The sequence below is a fragment of the Allokutzneria multivorans genome (assembly GCF_039537405.1).
GTDB lineage: Bacteria > Actinomycetota > Actinomycetes > Mycobacteriales > Pseudonocardiaceae > Allokutzneria > Allokutzneria multivorans.
The window spans coordinates 586,235-609,537 of sequence record NZ_BAABAL010000018.1; the positions used below are offsets into that span (position 1 = coordinate 586,235).

Here is a 23,303-nt window from a genome sequence, read left to right on the forward strand (position 1 = left end):
GTTTGCCCTGGCGGGGCGCGTGGTGGCTTGATCTCTCGCTGTGTGGTGGCTCTGGACGGCGTACGCGGTGAGCACGGCGGGCACCTGGCTCGCCTTCGACGCGTTCCCGATGATCGCGATCCTGGTGCTGGACGCGGGCCCGGCGGAGGTCTCCGCGCTGGCGGCGGCGGGTCTCGCCGTCGGCGCGGTGCTGGCGGTCCCGCTCGGGCCGTGGGTGGAGGTCCGGAGCAAGCGCCCGGTGATGATCGCGATGGACCTCGTGCGGTGCGCGGCGGTGCTGAGCGTGCCGGTGGCGTTCGCGCTGGGCTGGCTCAGCTTCGCCCAGCTCCTGCTCGTCTCGGTGGTGGTGATCGCGGCCGACATCACGTTCACGGCGGCCAGCGGAGCCCTGGTCAAGGCCCTCGCTCCGCCTGAGCAGCTGCTGCGCGTGAACGGGCGCTTCGAGGCGACGATGTGGACCGCCTCCGCGCTCGGCCCGCCGTTGGGGGCGGCGGCGCTCGGCGTGTTCGGTCCGGTGATCACGGTGGTGGCCAACGGGATCAGTTACGTGCTGTCGGCGATGGCGCTGCGAATGGTCGGCCCGGAGCCACCGGCGCCCGCGAAGGCGCACCGGTTCAGCCGCGCCGACGTGGTGCAGGGGTGGCGGCACGTGCTGGCCGACCCGGTGCTGCGGCGGTTCTTCGCCAACACGCTGCTGGTCAACGGCTTGATCATGGCGACGTCGCCGCCGTTCGCGGTCCTCATGCTCGGCGAGCTCGGCTTCGCGCCGTGGCAGTACGGCCTCGCGTTCGGGATCGCGTGTCTCGGCGGCCTGGTCGGCTCGCGCGTGGTCCATCCGCTGGTGGCGCGCTTCGGCCGGGACCGGGTCATGATCGTCGCGGGCGCGCTGCGCACGTGCTGGCCGGTCGGTTTGGGCTTCGTGCACCCCGGCGTGGGCGGCCTCGTCCTGGTCATCGGCGTCGAGTTCGTGCTGATCCTGTGCATGGGTGTGTTCAACCCCGTCTTCGCCACGTACCGGTTGGAGCGTGTGCCGAAGGACCGCGTCGTGCGCGTGCTGTCGGCGTGGTCGATCACGAGCAAGGCCGCGACCGCCCTGCTCACCGGCCTGTGGGGTGCACTGGGCGGGCTCATCGGCGCCCGAGCCGCGATCACCGTCGCCGGAGTGCTCCTGCTCGCCACACCGCTCCTGCTTCCCGGTTTGAAGCTTTTCGGCCGCTCTCCAGGACATCTCGCGTAGAACTGCCAACAGATGCTTCAACGATACGGTTGAGTCATGACTCCGCAGGACTCCGCTTGGGCGTGCGATGACCTCGGCACCGCGCTCACGAACCTCCTCGACTCGTTCCCCACGCGTCCCCGCCTGCTCGGGCTCGGCGAGCCCATGCACTTGGAGGAGACTTTTCCCAGGCTGCGCAACAGGTTCTTCCAGCACCTGGTCGAGCACGAGGGCTACCGCTGCGTGGCGATCGAGAGCGACTGCCTCTCCGGGCTGCTCGTCGACGACTACGTGACCAACGGTGCCGGCTCACTCGAAACCGTGCTGCGGAACGGTTTCAGCCACCGCGTGGGCGAGTACGGGGCGACCCGCGAGCTGATCACGTGGATGCGCGAGTTCAACGAGGCCCGTCCGTCCAGCGACCAGGTGCGCTTCGCGGGCTTCGACGCGCCACTGGAGATGATCTCCGCCGCGAGCCCCCGGCAGGCCCTGCTCGAAGTCCACAGCTACCTCGCCGGGGCCGATCTTCCTTGTACCGCTGAGGAGATCGACCGGCTCATCGGTGACGACGCGGCGTGGACGTCGACCGAGGCGATGATGGATCCGGCGAGGTCCCTCGGCGGCTCGGCGGAGGTGAAGCAGCTGCGTCTGATCGCCGACGAGCTGCAAGCGCTGTTGCTGACCGAGTCACCCCGGTTGATCTCCGCGACCTCGCTGGAGTCGTGGAAGCGGGCCGCTCTGCACGCGCGCACCGCGACCGGGCTGCTGCGCTACCACGCCGCGGCCGCCGACACCTCGCCGCGGCGCATCTCCCGGATGCTCGGGCTGCGGGAGGCGATGATGGCGGAGAACCTCGCCGCGCTCACGCAGCGGACGCTCCTCTTCGCCCAGAACAGCCACCTCCAGCGCCACCCGAGCGTCTGGGAGCTTGCCGGACAGCGCTTGGAGTGGTGGGGCGCCGGGGCGATCATGTCGGCTCAGCTCGGCGACGAGTACGCCTTCATCGCGCTGGCACTGGGTTCCGCACCCCACCACGGGCTCCCGGCGCCGCAGCCGGACACCTTCGAGGGCGTGCTGTCCGAGCTGCCCGGCGATGAGTACCTGTTCAACTCGCGGCAGCTCGCCGCGGCCCTCGACGGGCAGAACTTGGTGCTGCGCAAAGACCAGGCTACCCATCAGGGGTACTTCCCGTTCGACACGCGGCACCTTCACGACACCGACGGCATCGCGTTCCTGAAGCACGTTCCGTCAGTCGACGCCGATGCTCATCGCTGACACCAGGTTCTTCTCGGTGAACCCCACGGTCGCCCCGACACCCGGTCCTTCGATACGCATCTGCGTGTCGTTCTCCTGCACGCGAAGACCCCGGTTGACGGCGTAGGAACGGAAAGCGCGGCGCTGGTCGTAGAGACGCAGCTCCGCCAAGCTCCTTTGCAGCACAAGGGACACTCGCGCGAAGTCCGGCTCGGGCAGGGCGAACGACGGGTGCTCGATGAGCATGCCGAAACGCGTACCGCGGCCGACCGAGGCCGCGTAGCCGGTCCACCGGCCCATGACGACCTTCGCGGCTTCCATCATCAGCGACGCGACCGCGGAGGGCTCCGTCGGTGCGCCGGGGAGGGCGTCGAACGGGATCTCGGCCTCGGTCAGCTCGGCGATCCCGTGCTCTTCGCCGTACTCACGCAGCCGCTCGGCCAGCCAGGTCACCTCTGGCCGGTAGTCGTCCGGGCGGCTCGCCCACGACCACAACCAGGACCGCGGCCCGGGCGCCGCGCTACCGAGCAGGTGCACCTCCGAGACGGTCAACGGCTTGTCGCCGGTGAACTCGAAGCGGGGCACGGTGAAGTCGACCTTCCACGGCGGGATGCCGACGACATCGGCCAGGTGCAGCTGGTGTTCGAACGACAGCAGCGCCGCGTCGTCCTGGAGTTCGACAAAGGTTGGCACGGCCGCGACAGTACTTGTCGACCGCCAGGTCACCTGTTTCCGGGACTAGCCTCGCCGTGTGGCCAAGATCTTGATCACCGGCATGTCCGGCACCGGGAAGTCCACCGCACTACGGGCTCTCGCCTCGCGCGGCTACCGGACCGTCGACACCGACACCGACGAGTGGAGCCGGTGGACTCCCGAACCCGACTGGGTGTGGCGCGAGGACGCCATGACCGCACTGCTGACCGAGCACCGCGACGGCGCCCTCTTCGTGGCCGGCTGCAAGAGCAACCAGGTCGACTTCTACCCGTTGTTCGACCACATCGTCCTGCTCAGCGCGCCTGCTGAGGTGCTGCTCGCCCGCATCGCCGCGCGCACCGACAACCCCTACGGCAAGGACCCCGCCGAACGCGCCGCCATCCTGGAGCACCTCACCTTCGTCGAACCCCTCCTCCGCGCCTCCGCCACCCTGGAGATCGACGCGTCAGCTCCGCTCTCCGACGTCGTCGACCGCTTGCAGGCTCTGGTCAGGCGCCGAGGGTGAGGACGCCGAGCCAGAGGCCGAGGACGGAGAGGGTGATCGACAGGGGCACGGTGAGCAGGCCGAGCCGGGTGAACTCGCCGAGGTCGGGCTGGGTGTCGTGCTGGTGCACGATCCGCCGCCACAGCAGGGTGGCCAGGGACCCGACGTAGGTGAGGTTGGGGCCGAGGTTCACGCCGATCAGCACGGCCAGCACCACGGGGGTCCCGGCAGCGGCGGCGAGGGGCAGGAGCACCAGCACGGCGGGCAGGTTGTTGATCAGATTGGCCACGACGGCGGCGGTGGTGGCCGCGAGCAGCAGGGCTAGCAGCGAGGAGCCGGTGGGCATCAGGTGGCCGAGCGCGGCGGCGAGGCCGTTGTCCACCACGGCTCGGACCACGACCGCCAGCGCCAGCACGAACGCCAGGAACGGCACGTTCGCGGCGCGCACGATGGCGAAAGCGGTGGTGCGCCGCCGCTGAAGGGCTCGACAGGCCAGGGCGAGGGCTCCGGCGGAAGCGACCCATCCCGGGCTGAGGCCGACGAGCGAGGCGGCCGCGAAGCCCGCGAGGGTCAGCCCGAGCACGACGAGCGCGAAGGTCGGCGTCGGCACGGGCGGCGCGGGCTCGCGAGGGCGGGGCGCGGCGCCGAGGTCGGCGGCGAAGAAGCGGCGGAACACGAGGTACTCCGTCGCGACCGCGATCACCGAAGGCAGCGCCATCAGAGCGGTGAAGTGCAGGAAAGAGATGCCGGTCGCCGCGACGGCCAGCAGGTTGGTCAGATTGGACACCGGCAGCAGCAGCGAAGCCGAGTTCGCGAGGTGGGCGCAGGCGTAGACGTGCGGCTTCGAGCGGATCCCGAGCCGGGCGGCGGTCGCGAACACCACGGGCGTCAACAGCACGACGGTCGCGTCCAGGCTCAGCACCACGGTGATCACCGCCGCGACCGCGAACACCGCCAGCAGCAACCGGCGCGGCCGACCGTCGCTGACGCGGGCCATCAGCGCTCCGGCGTACTGGAAGAGACCTTCCTCCTCGCACAGCCGACCGAGCACCAACACCGCCGCGAGGAAGCCGACGACCGGCGCCAAGCGGGTGATCTCGGACCACGCCTCGGGCACGGGGATCGCTCCGGCGGCCAGCACCAGCGCGGCGGCGGGGACGGCGACCACCGCCTCCGGCAGACCCCGGGGCCGCATCACCGCGACGATCAGCACCACGAGCAGCACAGCGACGGACACGAGCTCAGCGACCCAGCCGGACAGAACGCACCTCCCCCGTGCGAGCGAAATCCTAGGAGGCCGCGCCGAACATCGGCAGGCAGGGGGCGAGGCCGTGCACGGTGACCTCGGTCGCGCGGTGGCTCCGCCAAGCCCGCTCGGTGATGCGCAGCCGGTGCTCGATCGCGAGCGCTCCGCGGATCACCTGGCGCGAGGTGCCGTCTTCCTGGTAGCCGAGCTTGCGCGAGACCGCCAGCGAAGCCGCGTTGTCGACGAACGCGCTGGAGGCCGCCTCGGCCGCGCCCAGTCCGTCGAAGGCCAGGTGCAGCACGGCGGCGCGCATCTCGGTGCCGATGCCCTCGCCCTGGAACCGCTTGCCCAGCCAGGAACCCGTGTGCACCTCGCGGGCGATCGAGAAGTCCCGCGCGCCGACGCTCTGCTGGCCGACGACAACGCCGTCGCGGAACACCACGAGGTTCAGCTCCCACTTGTCCGGGGCCCACGCGCCGAGCTGCGCCCAGTGGTGCTGCACGACTCCGCGCGCGATGTCGGCGGGCGGCTGGTCGGTCCACGCGGCGGCGAAGGGCATGACCGCCGGGTCGTGGATGCCTGCGGCGGCCAGCTCCGCCAGCGCGGCCAGCTCCTCGGGCGCGGGCAGGCGCAGTTCCAGGCGCGGCGTGCGCAGCCGGAGCCCGAGGAGTGGGAAGTGGTCGACCAGCATGCCCCCATCCTGACCTGCGGAACCGCTTCGAGTGAATTCGTTTTCGTCGCGGTTGGACGGTGACTGCGGGGCTATTCGCAGCTGTGGGGGGTAGTTGACGGAGTTGGTGGAGGCGGAGATGAGCAGCACGGCGGGCGTCTACGGCAGGGCAACGCTCAACGACGAGGCCGCGCACAGCATCGCCGAAATGCACCACGCGATCGACGCTGTCGGGCCACCCGCGCAGACCCGGCGCCTGCTCGCGGCGCACTCCGCGTTGCGCACGTGCGCCGACGCCTCGGAGGAGCTGTTCGAGTGCCAGTGCACGACCGCCGTCGGCGACCTGGTGAACGTCACGCGCACGGCCCTGTGCCTGCTGGAGATCACCCTGTGCGAGCTGTTCACCTCGTGGGGCGCCCGCACTCCGGCTCCGCCGGTGACCCACCGCTGGGGCGCGGAGACGGTGCTGCACGAACTCGCGGTTCCCTTGCTGCGCTTGGGGAACCTGCTGTGGACCGAGGCCAGCAGCTCGCGCATCCGCTACGTCAGCGAACAGGTCCAGCGCGTCGCCGGTGACACGCTCGCGCTCACCACGAAGCCCCGCCACTAGCCAGGGGTCAGCCGCCGTAGGGGCCTTCGACGGACGGCAGTTCGGCGCGGTCCATGGCGGTCATGATGCCGGGTTCCGCTCCGGTGCCGTTCATCGCCTGGAACCAGGTGCGCGCGGGGGACTTGCCGCCGTAGATGAAGCGGCCGTCGGTGCACGGCTTGGGCGGGGCGGAGCCGCCGGGGTCGCAGAGCGTCGTGGGAGTCGAGGTGTCGTCGAAGGTGAAGACCGCCCCGGCCAACTGCGGTGTGTAGCCGAGGAATCCGGCGGACTTGTGCTCCTGCGTGGTGCCGGTCTTGCCCGCCATCGGCCGGTCCCAGCCGTACTCCTTCGCGGCGGCGGTCGCGGTGCCGGAGATCGCGTCCTTGCTCATGCCGACGGTCATCGCGTCGGCCAGCTCGGGGTCGACGACCTGCGCGCACGGCTCCTCGCGCAGCGGAACGCGTCGGCCCTGGCGGTCCAGCACCTCCTCGACGGGGCTCGGCGGACACCACGTTCCCGCGCTGGCCAGGGTCGCGCCGACGTTGGCCAGCTCCAGCGTGCTCGTGGGCGTCGGGCCGAGGGTGAACGAGCCGAAGTTCTGCTCGGTGAAGAACTTTCCGACCGTGCGCTTCTTCTTGTCCTCGGTGGCAACCGTGGTCGCGAGGGACCGGAGCCCGAGGCGCTGCGCCATGTCCACGGCAGCGCCGACGCCGACCTTCTCCAGCAACTGCACGAAGGTCGTGTTCGGCGAGGTGGCGAGCGCGTCCTGCAAGGTCATGCGCGGCGGGTAGTCGCTGCCCTCGTTGTTGCGGACGCAGTACCTTCGCACACCCCGCTCCCCCGCAGGACAGCTCGCCCCGCCGCCGAGGAACGTGCTGGAGGTGAACGTCGGCGGCGCGGTGACGGAGTCCGTGATCGCCATGCCCTGTTCCAGCGCCGCGGCGGCCGTGAAGAGCTTGTAGATCGACCCGGCGCCGAGGTTCTGCGGCTCGAAGGGAAGCCCGAGCGTGCTCTCGTTCTTGGTGCGGTCCAGCCCGTACGTGCGGTTGGCAGCGAGCGCGACGACGCGGTGCTTGTCCTTGCCGGGCTTGACGATCGCCATCGCGTTGGCGACGTGCTCGGTGTCCGGCGGCACCTGCGCGTCGACGGCGGACTTGGCTTTGGTCAGCGCGTCCTTGTCGAGCGTGGTCCTGATCGTCAGCCCACCGCGCTGAACGTCCTCTTTGGACACTCCGGCCTTCGCGAGGTGGGTCAGCACGTAGTCGCAGAAGTAGCCCGCGTCGCCGACTCCGACGCAGCCGTTGGGCGGGCGGGCCACCTCCGGCGCCAGTCCGAGCGGTTCGCGCTTCTGCGCATCGGCCAGCTCCACGGGAATCCGCTTCTGCTTGGCCATCTCGTCGATCACCACGTTGCGCCGCGCGAGCGCGCGATCGGGGTGGCGGAAGGGGTTGAGCGCGGTCGGCTCGTTCACGATCCCGGCGAGCAGCGCCGCCTGCGCCACGCTCAGCCGCTCCTGCGGGATGTCGAAGTACGTGCGCGCGGCGGCGCCGATGCCGTAGGAGTTGTGTCCAAAGGGGACGGTGTTGAGGTAGCGGCCGAGGATCTCCTCCTTGGACAGCTCCTGCTCGACCTGCATCGCGGTGCGCAGTTCGCGGAGCTTGCGCGCAGCGGACTGCTCGGAAGCCTTGTCGCGCTCCGCTTCCGTCGTCGCGGCCACGTGCATGAGGTGGTTCTTCACGTACTGCTGGGTGAGCGTCGAGCCGCCCTGGGAGACCTTGCCGCTGACACTGTTGGTCAGCAGCGCGCGCCCGATCGCCAGCAGGTCGACGCCCGCGTGCTCGTAGAAGCGCTGGTCCTCGATCGCCACCACCGCGTCCTTCATCGCCTGGGAGATCCGGTCGGTCGGCACCTGGAACCGGTACTGGTCGTAGACCACCGCGAGCGGCTGGCCGGTGCTGTCCACCAGCGTGGTCAGCACCGGGGGTTCCTTTCCCAGCACGGCTTTCGCGCTGTCCGCCGCCGCGTCACCGGTCTCGTTGGAGAGCAGCCCGGCGGCTCCCACGACGGGGAAGCACACCGCCGCCACCAACAGCCCGGCGACGAGGCACAGACCCACAAGCCGCAGCACGGACAGCGTCCGCGAGACGGCCCGTTCCGGTTCGCCACCACCGGGGTCGAGCACGGTGATGTCGAGCCGGGGCACCGGGTGGGCGCTGCTGGGCATCGTCGCCTCCAAGGCCGTCTGATCACTTCCCCATGACGGAGAAGTACCCAGATCACGCCCTCCCCAAGGGTGAACTCAGCCGGCCTTGATCAGCAGCTCGGTCAGCTCGCGCGGCATCGTGATCATGCAGTCGTGCCCGGTCGGCAGCTCCAGCACGCGCTCCCCGTCGGGCACGGCGCGCCGCACGAAGCCTTCCGGCACCACCGTGCAGTGGATGTGCGTTCGCGGAATCGCCTTCACAGCTGGGTTGTCCAGGCGCACCGGCTCCAGGAGGCAGCGCACCGGCTGGTCGGAGAGCATCGTGCGCAGCCAAGCCACGTCGTCCGGATCGGTCACCCCGAACGTGCCGGGCGGCGGGATGCGCCAGCCGCTGTCGGAGTTCAGGGCGAGGTCGACGAAGTTCTGGCTCACGGGCATGACGTCGACCGCCGCCTCACCGTGCTCCGGGACCATCGCGTCGAGGTAGACCAGGTGCGCGACCCGCTCCGGCACCGCGTTGGCCACCGAGGAGATCACCAGTCCGGCGTAGCTGTGCCCCACCAGCACCACGTCGGTCAGGTCCTGCTCGGTGATCAGCCCGAGGACGTCCGCCACGTGGGTGTCCAGCCCGACGTCGGGTCCGGCGAGGTGGATCTTGCCGCCGTAGCCGGTCAGCGTCGGCGCGAGGACGCGGTGCCCTGCCGCCTCCAGCAGCGGAATCACCCGATCCCAGCAGCGCGCACTGTGCCACGCGCCGTGCACCAGCAGATATGTCGCCATGGCCGCCCACTTCCTGGCATCATGCAGAGACGGGACACTGTCCCACTTGACGATACGGGACAGTGTCCCGCTTAGGGAAGGGCGGGACCGCTGTGCGAGCCCAGCGCGCTGACGCGCGGCGCAACAAGGAGACCTTGCTCGACGCCGCCGCCGAGGTCTTCGTCAGCTCCGGCGTGGAGGCGCCGATTCGCGACATCGCGGCGCGCGCGGGCGTCGGCACGGCCACGATCTACCGCCACTTCCCCACCCGCGCCGACCTCATCGTGGCGGTCTACCGGCACCAGGTGGAGAACCTCGCCGAAACGGGCCCGACGCTGCTGGAGCACGGCTCCAGCCCGTACGCCGCGCTGAGGCGGTGGATCGACCTCTTCGTGGACTTCGTGATCACCAAGCAGGGGCTCGCGTCCGTCCTGCAGTCCGACGACCCGTGCTACGACCCGTTGCACTCCTACTTCCTCGAACGACTCGTGCCCGTGTGCACCGAACTGCTGGCGGCCGCGACGAGCGCAGGCGAGATCAAGCCGGGCATGGACGCCTACGAGCTGATGCGCGGCGTCGGGGGCCTGTGCGCGGGAGCGGGAGCGAACCGCCGCTACGACGCGCGGAAGCTGGTCGGACTCCTCGTCGCTGGACTGCGCGTGTAGTCGTGCTTGTTCGCCGTGAAAGCCCCCTGCTTAGCTGATCAGCGGCGGCAAGCTCTTCCAGGGGATCAAGGCCGACACCTACGAGGCCACAGCGCAGTTCGACGTGCGCGGCGGATCGCACTGTGGTCTACGACCGCAAGCCTGCTGGTCGACCGGGGCCAGCTCGCGGGACACGACTGAGTCCACTTTGGACAGCAACGTCGCCTGGCCGTGGCGCGCTTCCGGCTCGTGGACCGCGTGCCCGGCACCGCGCGAGCCGCCGGACTGACGTTCCGATCGACCGCCGAGGGAGCCGGGTACACCGCGAGCATCGATCGCGCCGGGCTCGTCAAGCGGTGGCGTCCTCGTCGGGGCACCGCGACCCACGCCGCGCCGATCACCGCTGGTCGCGCCCACCGCCTCAAGGTGCAGGCGCATCCGCGTGTGACAGGACAACGGCTCAGGGCGCTTTGGTGTCAACGTTTTCCGAGGCTCGGCCAGGGTGCAGAACCTCAACGTCGGCTCCGGTGGCTGCACGCCAGCTCCACCGCCGACGCGTTCCACCTCAATGACCGCACCGGAACAGCCTTCGTGTTCGAGGGCGATCTCCCACAGGGAGGTTCGGGGTGAACGCACACGCGACGAACACTCTGGCACACAACGTCATCAGCGCTTCAACAGGGTAGCTGATCACTGAGCGTGCACCTGTTTCGTCGCTCCACGTCATCGAGTTGCCGGACCGGCAACTCACGATCGGGAGCGTTGGGGGCAAAGGGATTCAGTGCGCCTTGAAACAGGGACGACTTCCTACGGGTCCTGCATTCAAGAGTTTCACGCAGTCTGGATAGGACATTCACAGGCCCTACGGTGGGCACCCCCTGCCGTCCCCGTAAGGATCACTGTGAGAGCACTGCCCACCCTGCTCGTCGCCACGGTTCTCGTCACCGCGATCGCGGTCCCCGCTGCGGCGGGCCCCACCACGCCACCGGTCCACATCATCCCGCCGGTGCAGCGGACCACCCCGCCCGCGCAGACCACGTCGGCGGCGCCGACCAGCTCGTCCGTGCCGACGACCACGGCGGTCCCGACGACCACGACGTCGGTGCCGACGACCCCGCCGAGCGCCGACTGGCGGACGAAGTCGTTCTGGGTGCACTGGAACGGAACGCCGGTCACCGACGAGATGCTGGCGGAGGAAGCGCAGAAGCGCGACTACATCCTGCTCAACGCCTGGGAGGCGGACTACGTCCCCAAGTTGAAGGCGGCGAACCCGACGGTCACCGTGCTGGTGTACAAGGACATGTCCTCGACGCGCTCCTACGCCTGCCGCGATGGCAAGGACGACAAGCACCTGCCGACCGGGATCGGCTTCTGCGACGCGGAGAAGAACCGGCCGGAGTGGTTCCTCAAGGGGCCCAACGGCAAGCGCCTGGAGTACGCCGGGTACCAGGGGCACTGGCAGATGGACGTCGGCAACCCGAAGTACCAGAAGGAATGGGCGGAGAACGTCGTCGCGGCGACCAAGGGCGTCTTCGACGGCGTGCTGATCGACAACGCGCTGTGGACCTGCGACACCTACCACCCCGGCACGTGCCCGTCGCAGTACCGCGACAACGCCTCCTTCCAGGCCGCGTACTCCTCGTTCTTCGCCAACACCCGCGAGATCTTCACCTCGGCCGGGGTGAAGACGGTGGCGAACATGAGCAACGCCAGGCTGCACAAGGACGGCTGGAAGAACTACATGGCCAACCTCGACGGCGGCTGGGACGAGTGGTGGCTGTCCTTCTCCGACACCGAGCAGCTGCCGGACTACGCCGAGGGCTGGCGCCGCCAGGTCGCGCAGATCGCCGAGAACGAGGCGGCCGGCAAGATCACGCTGGTGCAGCCGCACTTCTCGAAGACGGCCGTCCGCCCGTTCCGCTACGCGCTGGCCTCCTACTTCATGGCGGCGAACAGCACGAAGTCGGCGATCGCGGAGATGGAGAAGACCGACGGCTACGGTGAACCGTCGCCGTGGCACCCCGAGTACGACTGGGACCTCGGCAAGCCCTCCGGCCCGCACACCTCCGTCGGCACCAACGTCTACCGGCGCGACTTCGCCTGCGGCACGGTCGTGGTGAACGCCAACCCGACGGACAGCAAGGCCATCACGCTCTCCCTCGGCGGCGACCACCTCAACGAGGCCGGGACGAACGTGAACTCGGTCAGCCTGCCGGGTACCTCGGGCACCATCCTGCGCAAGACCTGCCCGTCGAAGAGGTAGCTGCCCAGACCGCCCCCGTGCGGCGCGTCTGGGGGCTAGGCCCTGTCCTGTAGGTCGCCGGGTTCGGCGGTCTTCAGGACCTACAAACCCCTGCCCCAGCGGTCTTCAACGACGGCAAACCTCACGAGGCTGCTGGGTTTGCGGCGGTTGGCGATGATCAACAGGGGGGGGTTTGGTGGTCTTGAAGACACCCCGACCCCCAGCGGCACCGTGACCGGAATGCACAGCTCAACCACTTACAGGACAGGCCCTAGGCCGTGTCCTGTAGGTCATCAGGTTCGCCGGTCTTCAAGACCACCCAACCCCCACCGTTTTCAACGACAGCAAACCCCGCAAGGCCGCAGGGTTTGCGGCGGTTGGCGATGATCAACAGGGGGGTTTGGTGGTCTTGAAGACACCCCAACCCCCAGCGACACCGTGACCGGAATACGCAGCTCAACCTCTTGGGTTCACCGACGACCTCGACCTCCACAACGCGGATGTGATGGTGCGCCTCGGTGTTGGCCGCCGCATCGACCCGGCGGAGGTGACCGCGACCGCGCGCCGCCAGGCTTTGGTGGATCTCGTCGACGACCCCGCGGTCGCCGTGCGCCTGGCGGAGCTGCGTCAGGAGTTGGCTTCGGGCGGCACTTCCCTGGCCGCCGACCTCATCGAGGCTCAGCTTTCCCGGAAGTAGTCGCGGACCTCGGAGAGCTTGTCGAAGCCCGCCGAAGCGTAGGTCGCGACCGCGCCGACGTTCGAGGTCGGCGTGGCCACGAGCGCGCTCGACGAGCCCATCTCCTGGAGCGCCGCCGCAGCGGCCACGGTGATCGCCCTGCCGTACCCGCGCCCGCGGTGGTCCTCGTGCACGCCCATCGGCTCGATCAGCCCGGGCCGCCCCGGCCCCGCCGACCACACCGTGACCACGCCGACCGCCGCGTCCTGCTCGTCGTAGCCGATCATGCTCCGCGCATCGGTGTACGGCGTTCCCTCTGACATCGCGAGCCACCGCTCCTTCGAGAACGTCGAGCCCTCGAACGACGCGCGCATCACCTCGGCCCACAGCTCCGCCCGCTCCGGCCCCGCGCTCTCGACCCGCAGGTCAGGCGCCTTCACCGGCTCGGAGAGATCGCGTGACAGCGGCGTCCACGGTTCGTCGGTCCGCCACCCCCGCTCGGCGAGAAGGGCTTGCACCCGCGCGCCCATCGGCGCCTCGACGTTGACCTTGCCCGCCGGCAGCACGCCGCGCTCCGGGTCGGTCACGTCCTCGACCAGCCGCCGCGCCAGCTCCTCGTCCTGCTGCGCGTCCGCCGCGATCGTGATGCGCAGCAACGTCGAGCCGTCCAGCAACCCCACCGCCAGCACGCGTCCGTCGCGGCTCCAGGTCCGGACCGCTCGCGCCGTCGCTTCCGCGCCGAAGCGCCAGAACCAGCCGACGTCGCCCGGGTGGAGCTGCATCGCCCTGTCCCGCTGCCACCCGCGCAGCGCGTCGACCGCCACGGGCAGCCCGTCGACCCCCGGCTTGTCCAACACGATCGTCATGCCCGCGATCTCACACCATCGCCCGGCGGCCCGCACCCGGGTTTTCCGCGCTCCGCACCGCGAGGTCGGCGAGCGCGGTGGCGATGATCGCCAGCATCTCGTCCCGCTGCTGGACGTCCTTCCCGCGAGTCGCCGCGCGGCGTCAGGGTTCGGCTTGGGTGGCCAACTGCCTCGCCCGGTGAGCGCGGGCAGACGGAACGAGTAGATGTTCGTTCTTCCAGAGCCTCAGCTCCATCCGCTCGACGGGCTCGCTCGGGATGATCTGATCAGCTGGGCACAAGTACCCTTCGGCGATGCGACCCATTCGGTACTCCATCAACGTCACGCTGGACGGGTGCTGCGACCACCGCGCGATCCCGGCGGACGAGGCTCTGCACCGCCATCACGCCGAGAACCTCGGCCGCGCCGACGCGCTCCTGTTCGGCCGGGTCACCTACGAGATGATGGAGGCTGCCTGGCGCTCTCCGTCTCCCCACGACGACGACCCTTTCGCCCGGTCGATCGACGCGGCGAAGAAGTACGTCGTGTCAACCACTCTGGATCAGGTCGACTGGAACGCGGAACTCGTGCGCGGCGACCTCGCCACCGCTGTGCGGCGCCTCAAGCAGTCGCAGGGCAAGGGCCTGTTCGTCGGCGGCGTGCGGCTCCCGCTCGCGTTGGCGGAGCTGGGTTTGATCGACGAGTACGAGTTCGTCGTGCACCCCCGTCTGGCGGGCCACGGTCCGACCTTGTTCGAGGGCCTGTCGAAGCACGTAGATCTGACCCTCGTGAGCCGCGTCGAGTTCGGCTCGGGTGTCGTGGCACTGCGGTACGCGCCGCGCGCCTAAGGCCTGTCCTGTAAGTGGTTGCGCCGCGTGCTCCGGTGACGGTGCCGCCGGGGGTCGGGGTGTCTTCAAGACCAGCAAACCCCCCTGTTGATCATCGCTAACCGCCTCAAACCCTGCGGCCTTGCCGGGTTTGCTGTCGTTGAAGACGGCCGGAGTGGGGGTTGGGTGGTCTTGAAGACCTGCAAACCTGACGACCTCCAGGACACGGCCTAGAAGGGTGCGGGTTCGGCGATGGGCTCGGGCGCGGTCTCGTAGGTGTGGCCCCGAGGCGTGGTCCAGGTGTGTGTGCCGTCGTCGCGGTTTTCGCAGGTCCAGTTGGTGTGGGTTTTCATGCGGTGGTGATGCCTGCATTTGGGTCGCAGGTTCTTGATGGTGGTGTTGGTGCCGTTGTAGGGGCAGCAGTGGTCGAGGTCGCAGCGGTGTGCGGGTTGTCTGCATCCGATGGCGGTGCAGGTCGGGTAGCGGGCTGCGATGAGTTCGCGTTGTTTGTCGGTGGGCCGGTAGATGTTGCTGATCTCCTCGGCCATGCCGGTCTTCGGGTCAGTCAAGATCCGCTTCCACACACCGCCTGCTGCGATGTCCTTCGCCACGGGTGCGGGGAGCGGGCCGTAGCCGCTGAGCATCCCCGGCTCCTCGGTCAAGCCGAGGGCTGAGGTGACGGGCATCGTCAGGTACACCATGGTCTGGCCCTGCGGGGCGGCGGTTTCCCTGCCGTGCAACAGGTCCTTCGCCACATCGGAGCGCTTCTGGTCCAAGGTGCGGCGGTCCTTCGGCAAGGCCTTCGCGATCCGGTCGATCCGGTCGTAGGAGAGGGCCGCATCATGGGCGGTCATAGTCAGGCGCAGGGAGGACATGCCGTCCTCCAGGTTGAACTTCTCCACAAGACGGGCCTTGTGTTTGGCCTTGTGACGGCGCTCAGCGGCGTCGGGGTCGATGCGGTGGATGTAGCGCACCCCGTACTGACGCGTCGCGGAGTAGGTGCTGTTCTCGGCGTGGGCGACGAGGACCTTCTCCACGACCAGGGCTTGAGCGATGGGGAGGGTGCGGAGGAGGTCGAGGATCATGAGTGACTTGCCCTCGTCAATGCGGCCTTCGGCCATCGCCTTGAACACCACGCGGTGCTCAAGGAGTTCGGTGGCACGGTCGATCAACCGGGTGCCTTTGATCGGCGACACCTTCAGGACCGGGGCGATGAAGTTCTCCGCGAACTCACGATCACGAGAATCAAGCCCGGCCAGGTAGTCGACCAGTACACCGGAGAATGCGGCGATGGCTTGAGCAATGGCCGCGTAGGCTGTTTTTACGTCGGCTTCGTCCATGCCTTCTATTTTACGCCGATTAAATAGTGGATCATGGCTCTAACGGATGAATTCCCAGGCGCCCCACCGCCCGAAAACGCAACCCCAGACTAAAGCGAGCCGCAAAACAAAACCGGGTCGGCTTTACCTGGGGTGCGCGTGCCATACGCTTGCCCGCGTGGGCCGGTGATCCTTCACCGTGCCCGTCCGGCCCATGACGGCACGCGCAAGGGGCCCCCAGGTCAAGCCGACCCCCACGCTGGAACCGGCGCAAGCTGGAAGCCCGTCCCCGACTAACCCCAAAGAGAGACCCCACTAGGGGTTGCCCCACAACCAACAGCCACGATCGAATGAGTAAATGCGCGTCCTCTTCACACCTTTCCCGGCCAAGGCCCACGTCTACAACATGACCCCGCTCATCTGGGCCATGCGCAACGCGGGCCACGAGGTGCGGATCGCCATCCAGCCGAACCCGGCCGAGCCCGACGCGCTCTCCAGCGCGGGCCTTTCAGCTCGGAGCGTCGGAAATCCGCTGGACTGGGAGCAGCGAACCGAGGAGGGCGGCGGTGAGTACACCGATGAAGAACTCGCGCTGATCGCCGAATTCCCGATCGCGCAGACCGACGGAGAAAGGATCACCGCCGAATACGCGGAGGTGATCTTCGATATCTGGGCGCCGTTGTGCGAGGCGATGGCGGGGGCGGACGTGACCGCGGACCTCGTGGAGTTCGCGCGGGAGTGGAAGCCGGACCTGGTGGTGTGGGACGCGCTGGTCTACGCGGGGCCGGTGGCGGCGAAGGCCTGCGGGGCGGCGCACGCGCGGCTGTTGATGGGATCGGATCACTTCGGGCGGATGCGACGCGCCCTCGAAGAACAGCAGCGGGACCCGATGCGGGACTGGCTGACGGGCAAGCTCGGCGAGTTCGGCCTGGAGTTCGACGAGGACGTGGTGCTCGGGCAGCTCACGATCGACGCGATGCCCGCGTGCACGCGGTACGAGACCGACGCCAAGACGCTGCCGGTGCGCTTCACGCCGTACAACGGGCCGAGCGAGTCGCCGAAGTGGTTGCGGGACAAGCCGACCAAGCCGCGCGTGTGCGTGACGGTGGGCTTGTCGTCACGGGAGAACGACATCCCGAACAAGGACGACGGCTTCGACGCGGCCGAGCTGTTCGAGGCGGTGCGCGGCCTGGACATCGAGGTGATCGCGACACTGCGAGCCGTGGAAGCGCCGGAGAACGTGCGGCTGGTGGACTTCGTGCCGCTCAACGAGTTGCTGCCGAGCTGCGCGGTGGTGGTGCACCACGGTGGCACGGGGACGATCGGCAACGCGGTGGTGCACGGAGTGCCGCAGCTGGTGATCCCGGCGTCCTCGTGGGGCGAGGCGACGGCGGCGCACGAGCTGGAGAAGGCCGGGGCGGCGTTGACGTTGCAGCCGGAGGAGTTCAGCGCGCAGGCGCTGCGCGAGCGGCTCGTGCGACTGCTGGAGGACAAGTCCTTTGTGGACGGTGCGGCGGCGGTGCGGCGCGAGATGCTGAGCAGGCCGACGTTCAACGACATCATTCTTGACCTGGAGAAGCTGGCCGCGAGCCGCTGACACAACGAATTTCGCCCGCCGCCCCGCGAAGGGCGGCGGGCGAAGCTGTCACAGCGTGGCGATCCAGGCGTCGATGGTCTCGGCGACGCTGGCGGAGTGCTCGCCCATCATCGTGAAGTGATCACCGGGGACCTCGGCGACGGTGTGCGCGACGGGCGGGTTGGTGCGCCAGTCGTAGTCCTCGGTCCAGTTCTGGGTGACCGGGTTCGCCGGGCGCACCAACAGGGTCGGCGTCGTGCAGGGCTTCAGCGTCCAGTCCATTGTGGAGTAATGACCCATCGCGGTCAGCCACGCCTCCCCCCAGATGTCGGGCTCGCCGCTGTTGGCGGTCATCTCCTCGGACAGGTCGTCCATCATGGAGTTCATGAAGCGCCCCATGGCGTTGAGGCCGACCTTGTCCTCCAACGCGTAGGTGTCGACCATGACCAGGCCCGCCGGAGCGAGGCCGATGCTCTCCAAGTACCGCGTGACGGCGTGCGCCACGACGCCACCCGAGGAGTAGCCGACGAGCACGAACGGCCTGCCGTCGGCCTGCGAGCGGATGGCGTTGGCGTGCAGGTGCGCGACGACCTCGGCGGTGGACGGCAGCAGCTCGTGCCGCGTGAAGCCGGGCTCGCGGAAAGCGAGCACGTCGCGCTTGCCACGCAACGCGGCGGCGAAGCGGGCGTACTCCTGCGGCCCGGACCGGCCGATGTAGGAGGTCAGGCAGAACACCTGGCAGGGCTCGTCGCCCGTGGAGAGCTTGGTCGACACCGACGAGCTGGTCGCATCGGTCAGCTGCGGCCGGAAGCGAGCCATCGCGCCGAGCAGCTCCAAGAAGTCGGGGAACCTGCCCTCTTCGACGGCCTTGAAGTACAGCGCGGTCAGCGCGCCGGACTCCGTCTCCTTCTCCTCGGCCGCCACCGCCGAAGCAGGACCGGAACTCAGCGCGTTGGTGAGGTAGTCGGCCAGCGCGGTGGCCGTGGGGTGGTCGAAGGCGAGCGTCGCGGGCAGCCGGAGCCCGGTGACCGACGCCAGCCGGTTGCGGAGGTTGACCGACATGAGCGAGTCGAAGCCGAGTTCGAGGAAGTCCTGGTCGACCTCGATGTCCTCCGGCCCGGAGAACGCGAGCACGACCGCGACGTGCGAGCGCACCAGCTCCAACACGTCCCCCGAAGAGACCTCGGCGGCAGCAGCAGTACTGACGGCGCGACGGGCCGGACCGATCAGTTCGCGCACCATCAGCGGCAGCTCGTCGGAGTCCGGTGCTGCGCGCAGAGCTGCCTTGTCCAGGGTGATCGGTGCGAGCAACGGGGTCGTTCCCGCGACGGCGGAATCCAGCAGCGCCAACGCTTCCTCGCTGGGCAGCGCGGGCATCCCGGCGATCTCACCGGCCAGGTGCTCGGTCATCCCGGACGCCTGCTCCCACAGCCCCCAAGCCAGCGAACTCGCGGGCAGCCCCGAAGCCCGGCGGTGGTGGGCGAGCGCGTCCAGGAAGGCGTTGGCCGCGGCGTAGTTCGCCTGCCCCGCCGAGCCGAACACGCCGGACGCCGAGGAGAACAGCACGAACGCTTCGAGGTCACTGGTCAGCTCGTGCAGGTTCCACGCCGCGTCGACCTTCGGCCGCAACACCGTGTGCAGTTGCTCCGGGGTCAGCGACTCCAAGATCACATCGTGCAGCACGCCGGCGGTGTGGATCACCGCGGTGACCGGGTGCGTCGCGAGCAGGGCGGCCAACGCGTCGCGGTCGGCGGCGTCGCACGCGGCCACGACGACGTCAGCACCGAGCTCGGTCAGCTCCGCGCGCAGCTCCGCAGCACCAGGGGCGAGGATGCCCCGCCGACTGGTGAGCAGCAGATGCCGAACACCGTGCCGCACAACAAGATGACGAGCCGTGAGCGCACCCAAGGTCCCCGTCGCACCGGTGATCAAGACGGTGCCGTCGGCATTCCACGCGTGCCCGTCGAGCACCGAAGCAGCAGCCAGGCGCGGCGCCAGCAGAGCACCGTCGCGCACAGCGAGCTGGGGTGACGCCGAGGCCAGCGCCGCGTGCACCAAGTCCGAGGAGCCACCGAGGTCGAGCAACCGCAACCGGCCGGGGTTCTCCGTCTGCGCCGAGCGCACGAGGCCCCACACGGCGGATGTGGCGAGGTCGGTGACGTCCTCGGTGTCCGAAGTGGCGACCGCGCCGCTGGTGACGATCACGAGCTGAGCGTCCGCGAACGAAGGAGCGGCCAGCCACTCCTGCACCAGGCGCAAAGCTTGCTCGGCCGTGCTGTGCGCGAGAGCAGGAACACCCGAAGCGGAGTTGTGGAAGGACGCCAACACAAGAGGAGGCGTTTTCCCCGACGCTGCAAGCGATTCGAGGTCGGCGTACTTGTCAGAGACGGGGAGGTCGAACGGGTCCTCGCCGACAAGAACGCAGCTGACGGGAGCGGAAGCGACGGCAACCTCAGCCCAGTCGACGCGGTAGAGCGACTTCGAGGTGGGCTTGGCGGAGAGCTGGTCGGCCGTCACCGGGCGAGCGATCAGTGAGTCCACAGTGGCCACCGGCGCGCCGGTGCGGTCGGCGATGCGCACCGACATGCCTTCACCTGCCTCGTGCGGGCTCACGTGAACGCGCAGCGCCGTGGCTCCCGTGGCGTGCAACGAAACCCCGGCCCACGCGAAGGGAACTCGCGGCGTCGCGCTGCTGCCGCCGTCCTCTTCGGACCGTACGCCCGCGACGTGCAGGGCGGCGTCGAGCAGCGCGGGGTGCACGCCGAAGTCCCCGGCCTCCCCCGGCAACTCGACCTCGGCGAAGAGGTCCTGGCGGTGACGCCACGCGCGACGCAGACCTTGGAACGCCGGGCCGTAGTCGAAGGCGGCCTCGGACAACTCCTCGTAGAAGCCGTCCAGGTCGAGGGCCACCGCGCCCGAAGGCGGCCACGAGGTCAGGTCACCGACAGGGGCGACGACGGACGGCGACAGCCAACCGCTCGCGTGCAGCACCCACTGCTCGGCAGAACGCGAGTGCACGCTGAACTGGCGACGGCCTTGCCCATCGGCGTCCTCGACACGGAGCTGGTACTGCACGGGCTCGACGAGCGTCAGCGGAGCGTGCAGCGTCAGCTCTTCGAGGTGCCCGCATCCGACCTGGTCACCGGCGTGAATGGCCAGGTCCACGAAGGCGGTTCCTGGCAGCAGCACCACTCCGTGCACGGCGTGGTCGGCCAGCCACGGCTGCTTGTCGAGCCCGAGCCGTCCGCTCAGCACGAGCTGCCCGGTCTCGGCGAGCGGGGTGATCGCGCCGACGAGCGGGTGCGTGGACGGCAGCAGGCCCGCCGAGCTGACGTCACCGAGGCCGATCGTGCTCTCCAGCCAGTAGCGCTGGCGCTGGAAGGGATACGTCGGCAGGTCGACGTGCGCCGCCTTCGGCGTCAGAGAAGCCCAGTCGATCGCGATGTCCGCGAGGTGCAGTCGCCCCAGAGCCGAAAGCACGCCGGTGGGCTCGGCGGTGTTCTTCGGCAGCGTCGCCACGAGCGTCGCCGGGCTGTCCTCCGGCAGGCAGCCCTGCGTGGTCGCGGTCAGCACGCTGTTGGGACCGAGTTCGACGAACGTGCCGACGCCCTCCTCCACCAGGGTGTCCACGCCGTCGGCGTAGCGCACGGTCTGGCGGACGTGGCGCACCCAGTACTCCGGCGAGAACTCCGCGAACGCACCATCCACAGTGGACACAACGGGGATCTGCGGCGCGTTGTGGACCAGCGAGGAGATCGCGGCTTCAAAGGAGGAGAGCATCGGTTCCATCAGCGGCGAGTGGAACGCGTGGCTCACCCGCAGGCGCCGCGTCCGCACTCCGGTGAACTGCGAGCCGACCGAGGCCACGGCGTCCTCGTCACCGGCGATCACCACCGACCGGGGCCCGTTGATCGCCGCGATGCCCACCCGAGAGGTCAGCAGCGGCAGCACGTCGGCCTCAGTGGCTTCGATCGCCAGCATCGCGCCACCGGCCGGAAGCGCCTGCATCAGCCGAGCACGCGTGGTGACCAGCAGCGACGCGTCGGCGAGGGAGAGCACTCCGGAAACGTGGGCCGCCGCGATCTCGCCGATGGAGTGGCCGATCAGGTAGTCAGGGACGACGCCGAGGCTCTCCACCAGCCGGTACAGCGCGACGCCCATCGCGAAGAGCGCGGGCTGCGTGAACTCCGTGCGGTCGAGCAACCCCTCCTCCGCGGCGAACATCACTTCGCGCAGCGGGCGCGGGAGGTGGGCGTCGAGGTGCGCGCACACCTCGTCCAAGGCCTCGGCGAAGACCGGGAACGAGTCCGCCAACGAGTGGCCCATGCCCGGTCGCTGCGAACCCTGGCCGGGGAAGGCGAACGCGATCCGGCCGGGTCGGACCACAGGGCCCGAGATGACGTCGGCGCTCTCCCTGCCGGAGGCCAGAGCGGTGAGAGCAGCAGATGCGTCGCCCGCCACGACGACGGCGCGGTGGCGGTGGGTGGAGCGGCCGACCGCGAGGGCGCGCGCCAGCTCGACAGGGTGGTGCGAACGAAGCAACGACAGCAGCTGGGAAGCCTTGTCCCGCAACGCCTGCTCGGTGTGCGCGGACAGCAGCAACGGCACGACCTGATCCGCCGGAGCGGCCAGGGTCTCCTCGACGGCAGGAGCTTCTTGGATGATCAGGTGCGCGTTCGTGCCGCTCACGCCGAAGGACGAGACCGCCGCCGTGCGCGGGCGGCCCGTGTCCGGCCACGCGCGAGCCTCGGTGAGCAACGAGACCTCGCCGGAGGCCCAGTCCACGTGCGGTGTGGGCACATCGACGTGCAGCGTCTTCGGCAAGGTGCCGTTGCGCATCGCGAGGACCATCTTGATGATCCCGGCGACGCCCGCAGCGGCTTGGGTGTGGCCCAGATTCGACTTCACCGAGCCGAGCCACAACGGCGTTGAACGACCCTGCCCATAGGTGGCGAGAAGTGCTTGCGCCTCAATGGGATCACCCAGCGTGGTGCCGGTGCCGTGCGCCTCGACGACATCGACGTCGGCGGCTTCGACACCGGCGTCGTCCAGCGCGCGCAAGATCACGCGGCGTTGCGAAGGCCCGTTCGGCGCGGTCAAGCCGTTGGACGCGCCGTCCTGGTTGACCGCCGAGCCCGGGATCACCGCGAGCACCGGGTGGCCGTTGGCGCGCGCGTCGGAAAGCTTCTCCAGCAACAGGATTCCGGCGCCTTCACTCCAGCCGGTGCCGTCGGCGGCGCCCGCGAACGGCTTGCAGCGGCCGTCCGGGGCGAGGCCGCGCTGACGGCTGAACTCGATGAAGGTCTCCGGCGTGGACATCACGGTCACGCCGCCCGCCAAGGCGAGGGAGCACTCGCCGCGCCGAAGTGCTTGTGCCGCGAGGTGCACGGTGACCAGCGAGGACGAGCACGCGGTGTCGACGGTGATCGCCGGGCCTTCGAGGCCGAGCGTGTAGGCGACGCGGCCCGAGGCGATGCTGGGCGAACTGCCGTTGCCGAGCTGGCCTTCGAAGCCCTCCGGCGAGGGTTGCAGGCGCACGGAGTAGTCGCTGTACATCACGCCGACGAACACGCCGGTGGACGTGCCCTTCAGCGAACGCGGGCTGAGGCCGCCGCGCTCGATGGCCTCCCACGCGGTTTCCAGCAGCAGGCGTTGCTGCGGGTCGGTCGCCAGGGCTTCACGCGGCGACATCCCGAAGAACACCGGGTCGAAATCGGCGGCGTCGTAGAGGAATCCGCCCTGGTTGGTGTAACTGGTCCCGGCGTGGTCGGGGTCGGGGTGGTAGAGGTTCGCGACGTCCCAGTCGCGGTCGGTCGGGAAGTCCCCCACCGCGTCGCGGCCCTCGGCCAGCAACTCCCACAGCTGCTCGGGGGTCCGAACACCGCCCGGGTAACGGCACGCCATGCCGACGATCGCGATCGGCTCTGACTGCCGCGCGGCGAGTTCTTCGTTGTCCTGGCGGAGTTTCTCGTTCGCCTTGAGCGACGCACGGAGCGCCGTGACGAGCTTGTCCTGCTGCGCGTTCATCTCTTCGCTCCG

Annotated in this window: 17 protein-coding genes and 1 pseudogene; 9 read left to right on the forward strand and 9 right to left on the reverse strand. The window is 69.3% G+C overall.

Features of this window, described 5'->3' with window-relative positions:
• Nucleotides 1-40 precede the first annotated feature (40 nt).
• Both ABD798_RS26740 and ABD798_RS26745 read left to right on the forward strand, forming a co-directional pair.
• Nucleotides 41-1,237, forward strand: a complete 1,197-nt coding sequence (locus ABD798_RS26740) for an MFS transporter (protein ID WP_344880298.1) — start codon at nt 41-43, stop codon at nt 1,235-1,237.
• A gap of 36 nt (nt 1,238-1,273) precedes the next feature.
• On the forward strand, nt 1,274-2,491 hold the full coding sequence (locus ABD798_RS26745; RefSeq protein ID WP_344880301.1) for an erythromycin esterase family protein: 1,218 nt from the start codon (nt 1,274-1,276) through the stop codon (nt 2,489-2,491).
• Here ABD798_RS26745 and ABD798_RS26750 read toward each other — a convergent pair.
• Nucleotides 2,465-3,163 carry a DUF6882 domain-containing protein gene (locus ABD798_RS26750; protein ID WP_344880304.1) on the reverse strand — a complete coding sequence of 233 codons (699 nt, stop codon included), beginning with the start codon at nt 3,161-3,163 and terminating at the stop codon, nt 2,465-2,467. The two genes, ABD798_RS26745 and ABD798_RS26750, sit on opposite strands and share 27 nt — an antisense overlap.
• A gap of 58 nt (nt 3,164-3,221) precedes the next feature.
• Here ABD798_RS26750 and ABD798_RS26755 point away from each other — a divergent pair, with 58 nt between their 5' ends.
• A complete protein-coding gene (locus ABD798_RS26755) occupies nt 3,222-3,689 on the forward strand; it encodes an AAA family ATPase (protein WP_344880307.1) in 468 nt (155 codons plus the stop codon).
• Here the strand turns inward: ABD798_RS26755 and ABD798_RS26760 are convergent.
• Complete coding sequence (locus ABD798_RS26760) at nt 3,673-4,905, reverse strand: SLC13 family permease (protein WP_344880310.1); 1,233 nt, start codon at nt 4,903-4,905, stop codon at nt 3,673-3,675. The genes ABD798_RS26755 and ABD798_RS26760 overlap by 17 nt on opposite strands.
• A gap of 52 nt (nt 4,906-4,957) precedes the next feature.
• On the reverse strand, nt 4,958-5,605 hold the full coding sequence (locus tag ABD798_RS26765) for a GNAT family N-acetyltransferase (RefSeq protein WP_344880313.1): 648 nt from the start codon (nt 5,603-5,605) through the stop codon (nt 4,958-4,960).
• Between the two features lie 118 nt (nt 5,606-5,723).
• Between ABD798_RS26765 and ABD798_RS26770 the strand changes: the two genes are divergently transcribed.
• On the forward strand, nt 5,724-6,194 hold the full coding sequence (locus ABD798_RS26770; RefSeq protein WP_344880316.1) for a hypothetical protein: 471 nt from the start codon (nt 5,724-5,726) through the stop codon (nt 6,192-6,194).
• Between the two features lie 7 nt (nt 6,195-6,201).
• Here the strand turns inward: ABD798_RS26770 and ABD798_RS26775 are convergent, their stop codons facing one another.
• Both ABD798_RS26775 and ABD798_RS26780 read right to left on the reverse strand, forming a co-directional pair.
• Nucleotides 6,202-8,397, reverse strand: a complete 2,196-nt coding sequence (locus ABD798_RS26775) for a transglycosylase domain-containing protein (RefSeq protein WP_344880319.1) — start codon at nt 8,395-8,397, stop codon at nt 6,202-6,204.
• Nucleotides 8,398-8,472: 75 nt separating this feature from the next.
• Nucleotides 8,473-9,156 (reverse strand): alpha/beta fold hydrolase, encoded by a 684-nt coding sequence (locus tag ABD798_RS26780; protein ID WP_344880322.1) that lies wholly within the window; start codon nt 9,154-9,156, stop codon nt 8,473-8,475.
• A gap of 62 nt (nt 9,157-9,218) precedes the next feature.
• Between ABD798_RS26780 and ABD798_RS26785 the strand changes: the two genes are divergently transcribed.
• On the forward strand, nt 9,219-9,800 hold the full coding sequence (locus ABD798_RS26785; RefSeq protein WP_344880325.1) for a TetR/AcrR family transcriptional regulator: 582 nt from the start codon (nt 9,219-9,221) through the stop codon (nt 9,798-9,800).
• Nucleotides 9,801-9,878: 78 nt separating this feature from the next.
• On the opposite strand, the gene ABD798_RS26790 is transcribed toward ABD798_RS26785, so the two are convergent.
• Entirely contained in the window at nt 9,879-10,217 is a 339-nt protein-coding gene (locus ABD798_RS26790) for a hypothetical protein (RefSeq protein WP_344880328.1), read from the reverse strand.
• A 463-nt stretch (nt 10,218-10,680) separates the two neighbouring features.
• Between ABD798_RS26790 and ABD798_RS26795 the strand changes: the two genes are divergently transcribed.
• A complete protein-coding gene (locus ABD798_RS26795) occupies nt 10,681-12,042 on the forward strand; it encodes a putative glycoside hydrolase (protein ID WP_344880331.1) in 1,362 nt (453 codons plus the stop codon).
• Between the two features lie 487 nt (nt 12,043-12,529).
• Complete coding sequence (locus tag ABD798_RS26800) at nt 12,530-12,718, forward strand: hypothetical protein (protein ID WP_344880334.1); 189 nt, start codon at nt 12,530-12,532, stop codon at nt 12,716-12,718.
• On the opposite strand, the gene ABD798_RS26805 is transcribed toward ABD798_RS26800, so the two are convergent.
• Nucleotides 12,700-13,563, reverse strand: coding sequence for a GNAT family N-acetyltransferase (locus tag ABD798_RS26805; protein WP_344880337.1), 864 nt, complete (start codon nt 13,561-13,563; stop codon nt 12,700-12,702). The two genes, ABD798_RS26800 and ABD798_RS26805, sit on opposite strands and share 19 nt — an antisense overlap.
• A gap of 293 nt (nt 13,564-13,856) precedes the next feature.
• Here ABD798_RS26805 and ABD798_RS26810 point away from each other — a divergent pair, with 293 nt between their 5' ends.
• Complete coding sequence (locus tag ABD798_RS26810; protein WP_344880340.1) at nt 13,857-14,390, forward strand: dihydrofolate reductase family protein; 534 nt, start codon at nt 13,857-13,859, stop codon at nt 14,388-14,390.
• A gap of 209 nt (nt 14,391-14,599) precedes the next feature.
• On the opposite strand, the gene ABD798_RS26815 is transcribed toward ABD798_RS26810, so the two are convergent.
• Nucleotides 14,600-15,709, reverse strand: coding sequence for an HNH endonuclease signature motif containing protein (locus tag ABD798_RS26815; protein WP_344880343.1), 1,110 nt, complete (start codon nt 15,707-15,709; stop codon nt 14,600-14,602).
• A 337-nt stretch (nt 15,710-16,046) separates the two neighbouring features.
• On the opposite strand from ABD798_RS26815, the gene ABD798_RS26820 reads away from it, so the two are divergent.
• Nucleotides 16,047-17,285, forward strand: coding sequence for an activator-dependent family glycosyltransferase (locus ABD798_RS26820; protein ID WP_344880346.1), 1,239 nt, complete (start codon nt 16,047-16,049; stop codon nt 17,283-17,285).
• A gap of 48 nt (nt 17,286-17,333) precedes the next feature.
• On the opposite strand, the pseudogene ABD798_RS26825 reads toward ABD798_RS26820, so the two are convergent.
• Nucleotides 17,334-23,192: pseudogene (locus ABD798_RS26825) on the reverse strand (type I polyketide synthase); the annotation flags it as partial.
• Nucleotides 23,193-23,303 lie beyond the last annotated feature (111 nt).

Coding starts and splice junctions, on each gene's coding strand:
- ABD798_RS26745 (WP_344880301.1), top strand. CDS start 1,274: ATGACTCCGCAGGACTCCGCTTGGGCGTGCGATGACCTCGGCACCGCG.
- ABD798_RS26765 (WP_344880313.1), bottom strand. CDS start 5,605: ATGCTGGTCGACCACTTCCCACTCCTCGGGCTCCGGCTGCGCACGCCG.
- ABD798_RS26770 (WP_344880316.1), top strand. CDS start 5,724: ATGAGCAGCACGGCGGGCGTCTACGGCAGGGCAACGCTCAACGACGAG.
- ABD798_RS26775 (WP_344880319.1), bottom strand. CDS start 8,397: ATGCCCAGCAGCGCCCACCCGGTGCCCCGGCTCGACATCACCGTGCTC.
- ABD798_RS26780 (WP_344880322.1), bottom strand. CDS start 9,156: ATGGCGACATATCTGCTGGTGCACGGCGCGTGGCACAGTGCGCGCTGC.
- ABD798_RS26790 (WP_344880328.1), bottom strand. CDS start 10,217: ATGCGCCTGCACCTTGAGGCGGTGGGCGCGACCAGCGGTGATCGGCGC.
- ABD798_RS26805 (WP_344880337.1), bottom strand. CDS start 13,563: ATGACGATCGTGTTGGACAAGCCGGGGGTCGACGGGCTGCCCGTGGCG.
- ABD798_RS26810 (WP_344880340.1), top strand. CDS start 13,857: ATGCGACCCATTCGGTACTCCATCAACGTCACGCTGGACGGGTGCTGC.
- ABD798_RS26815 (WP_344880343.1), bottom strand. CDS start 15,709: ATGGACGAAGCCGACGTAAAAACAGCCTACGCGGCCATTGCTCAAGCC.
- ABD798_RS26820 (WP_344880346.1), top strand. CDS start 16,047: ATGCGCGTCCTCTTCACACCTTTCCCGGCCAAGGCCCACGTCTACAAC.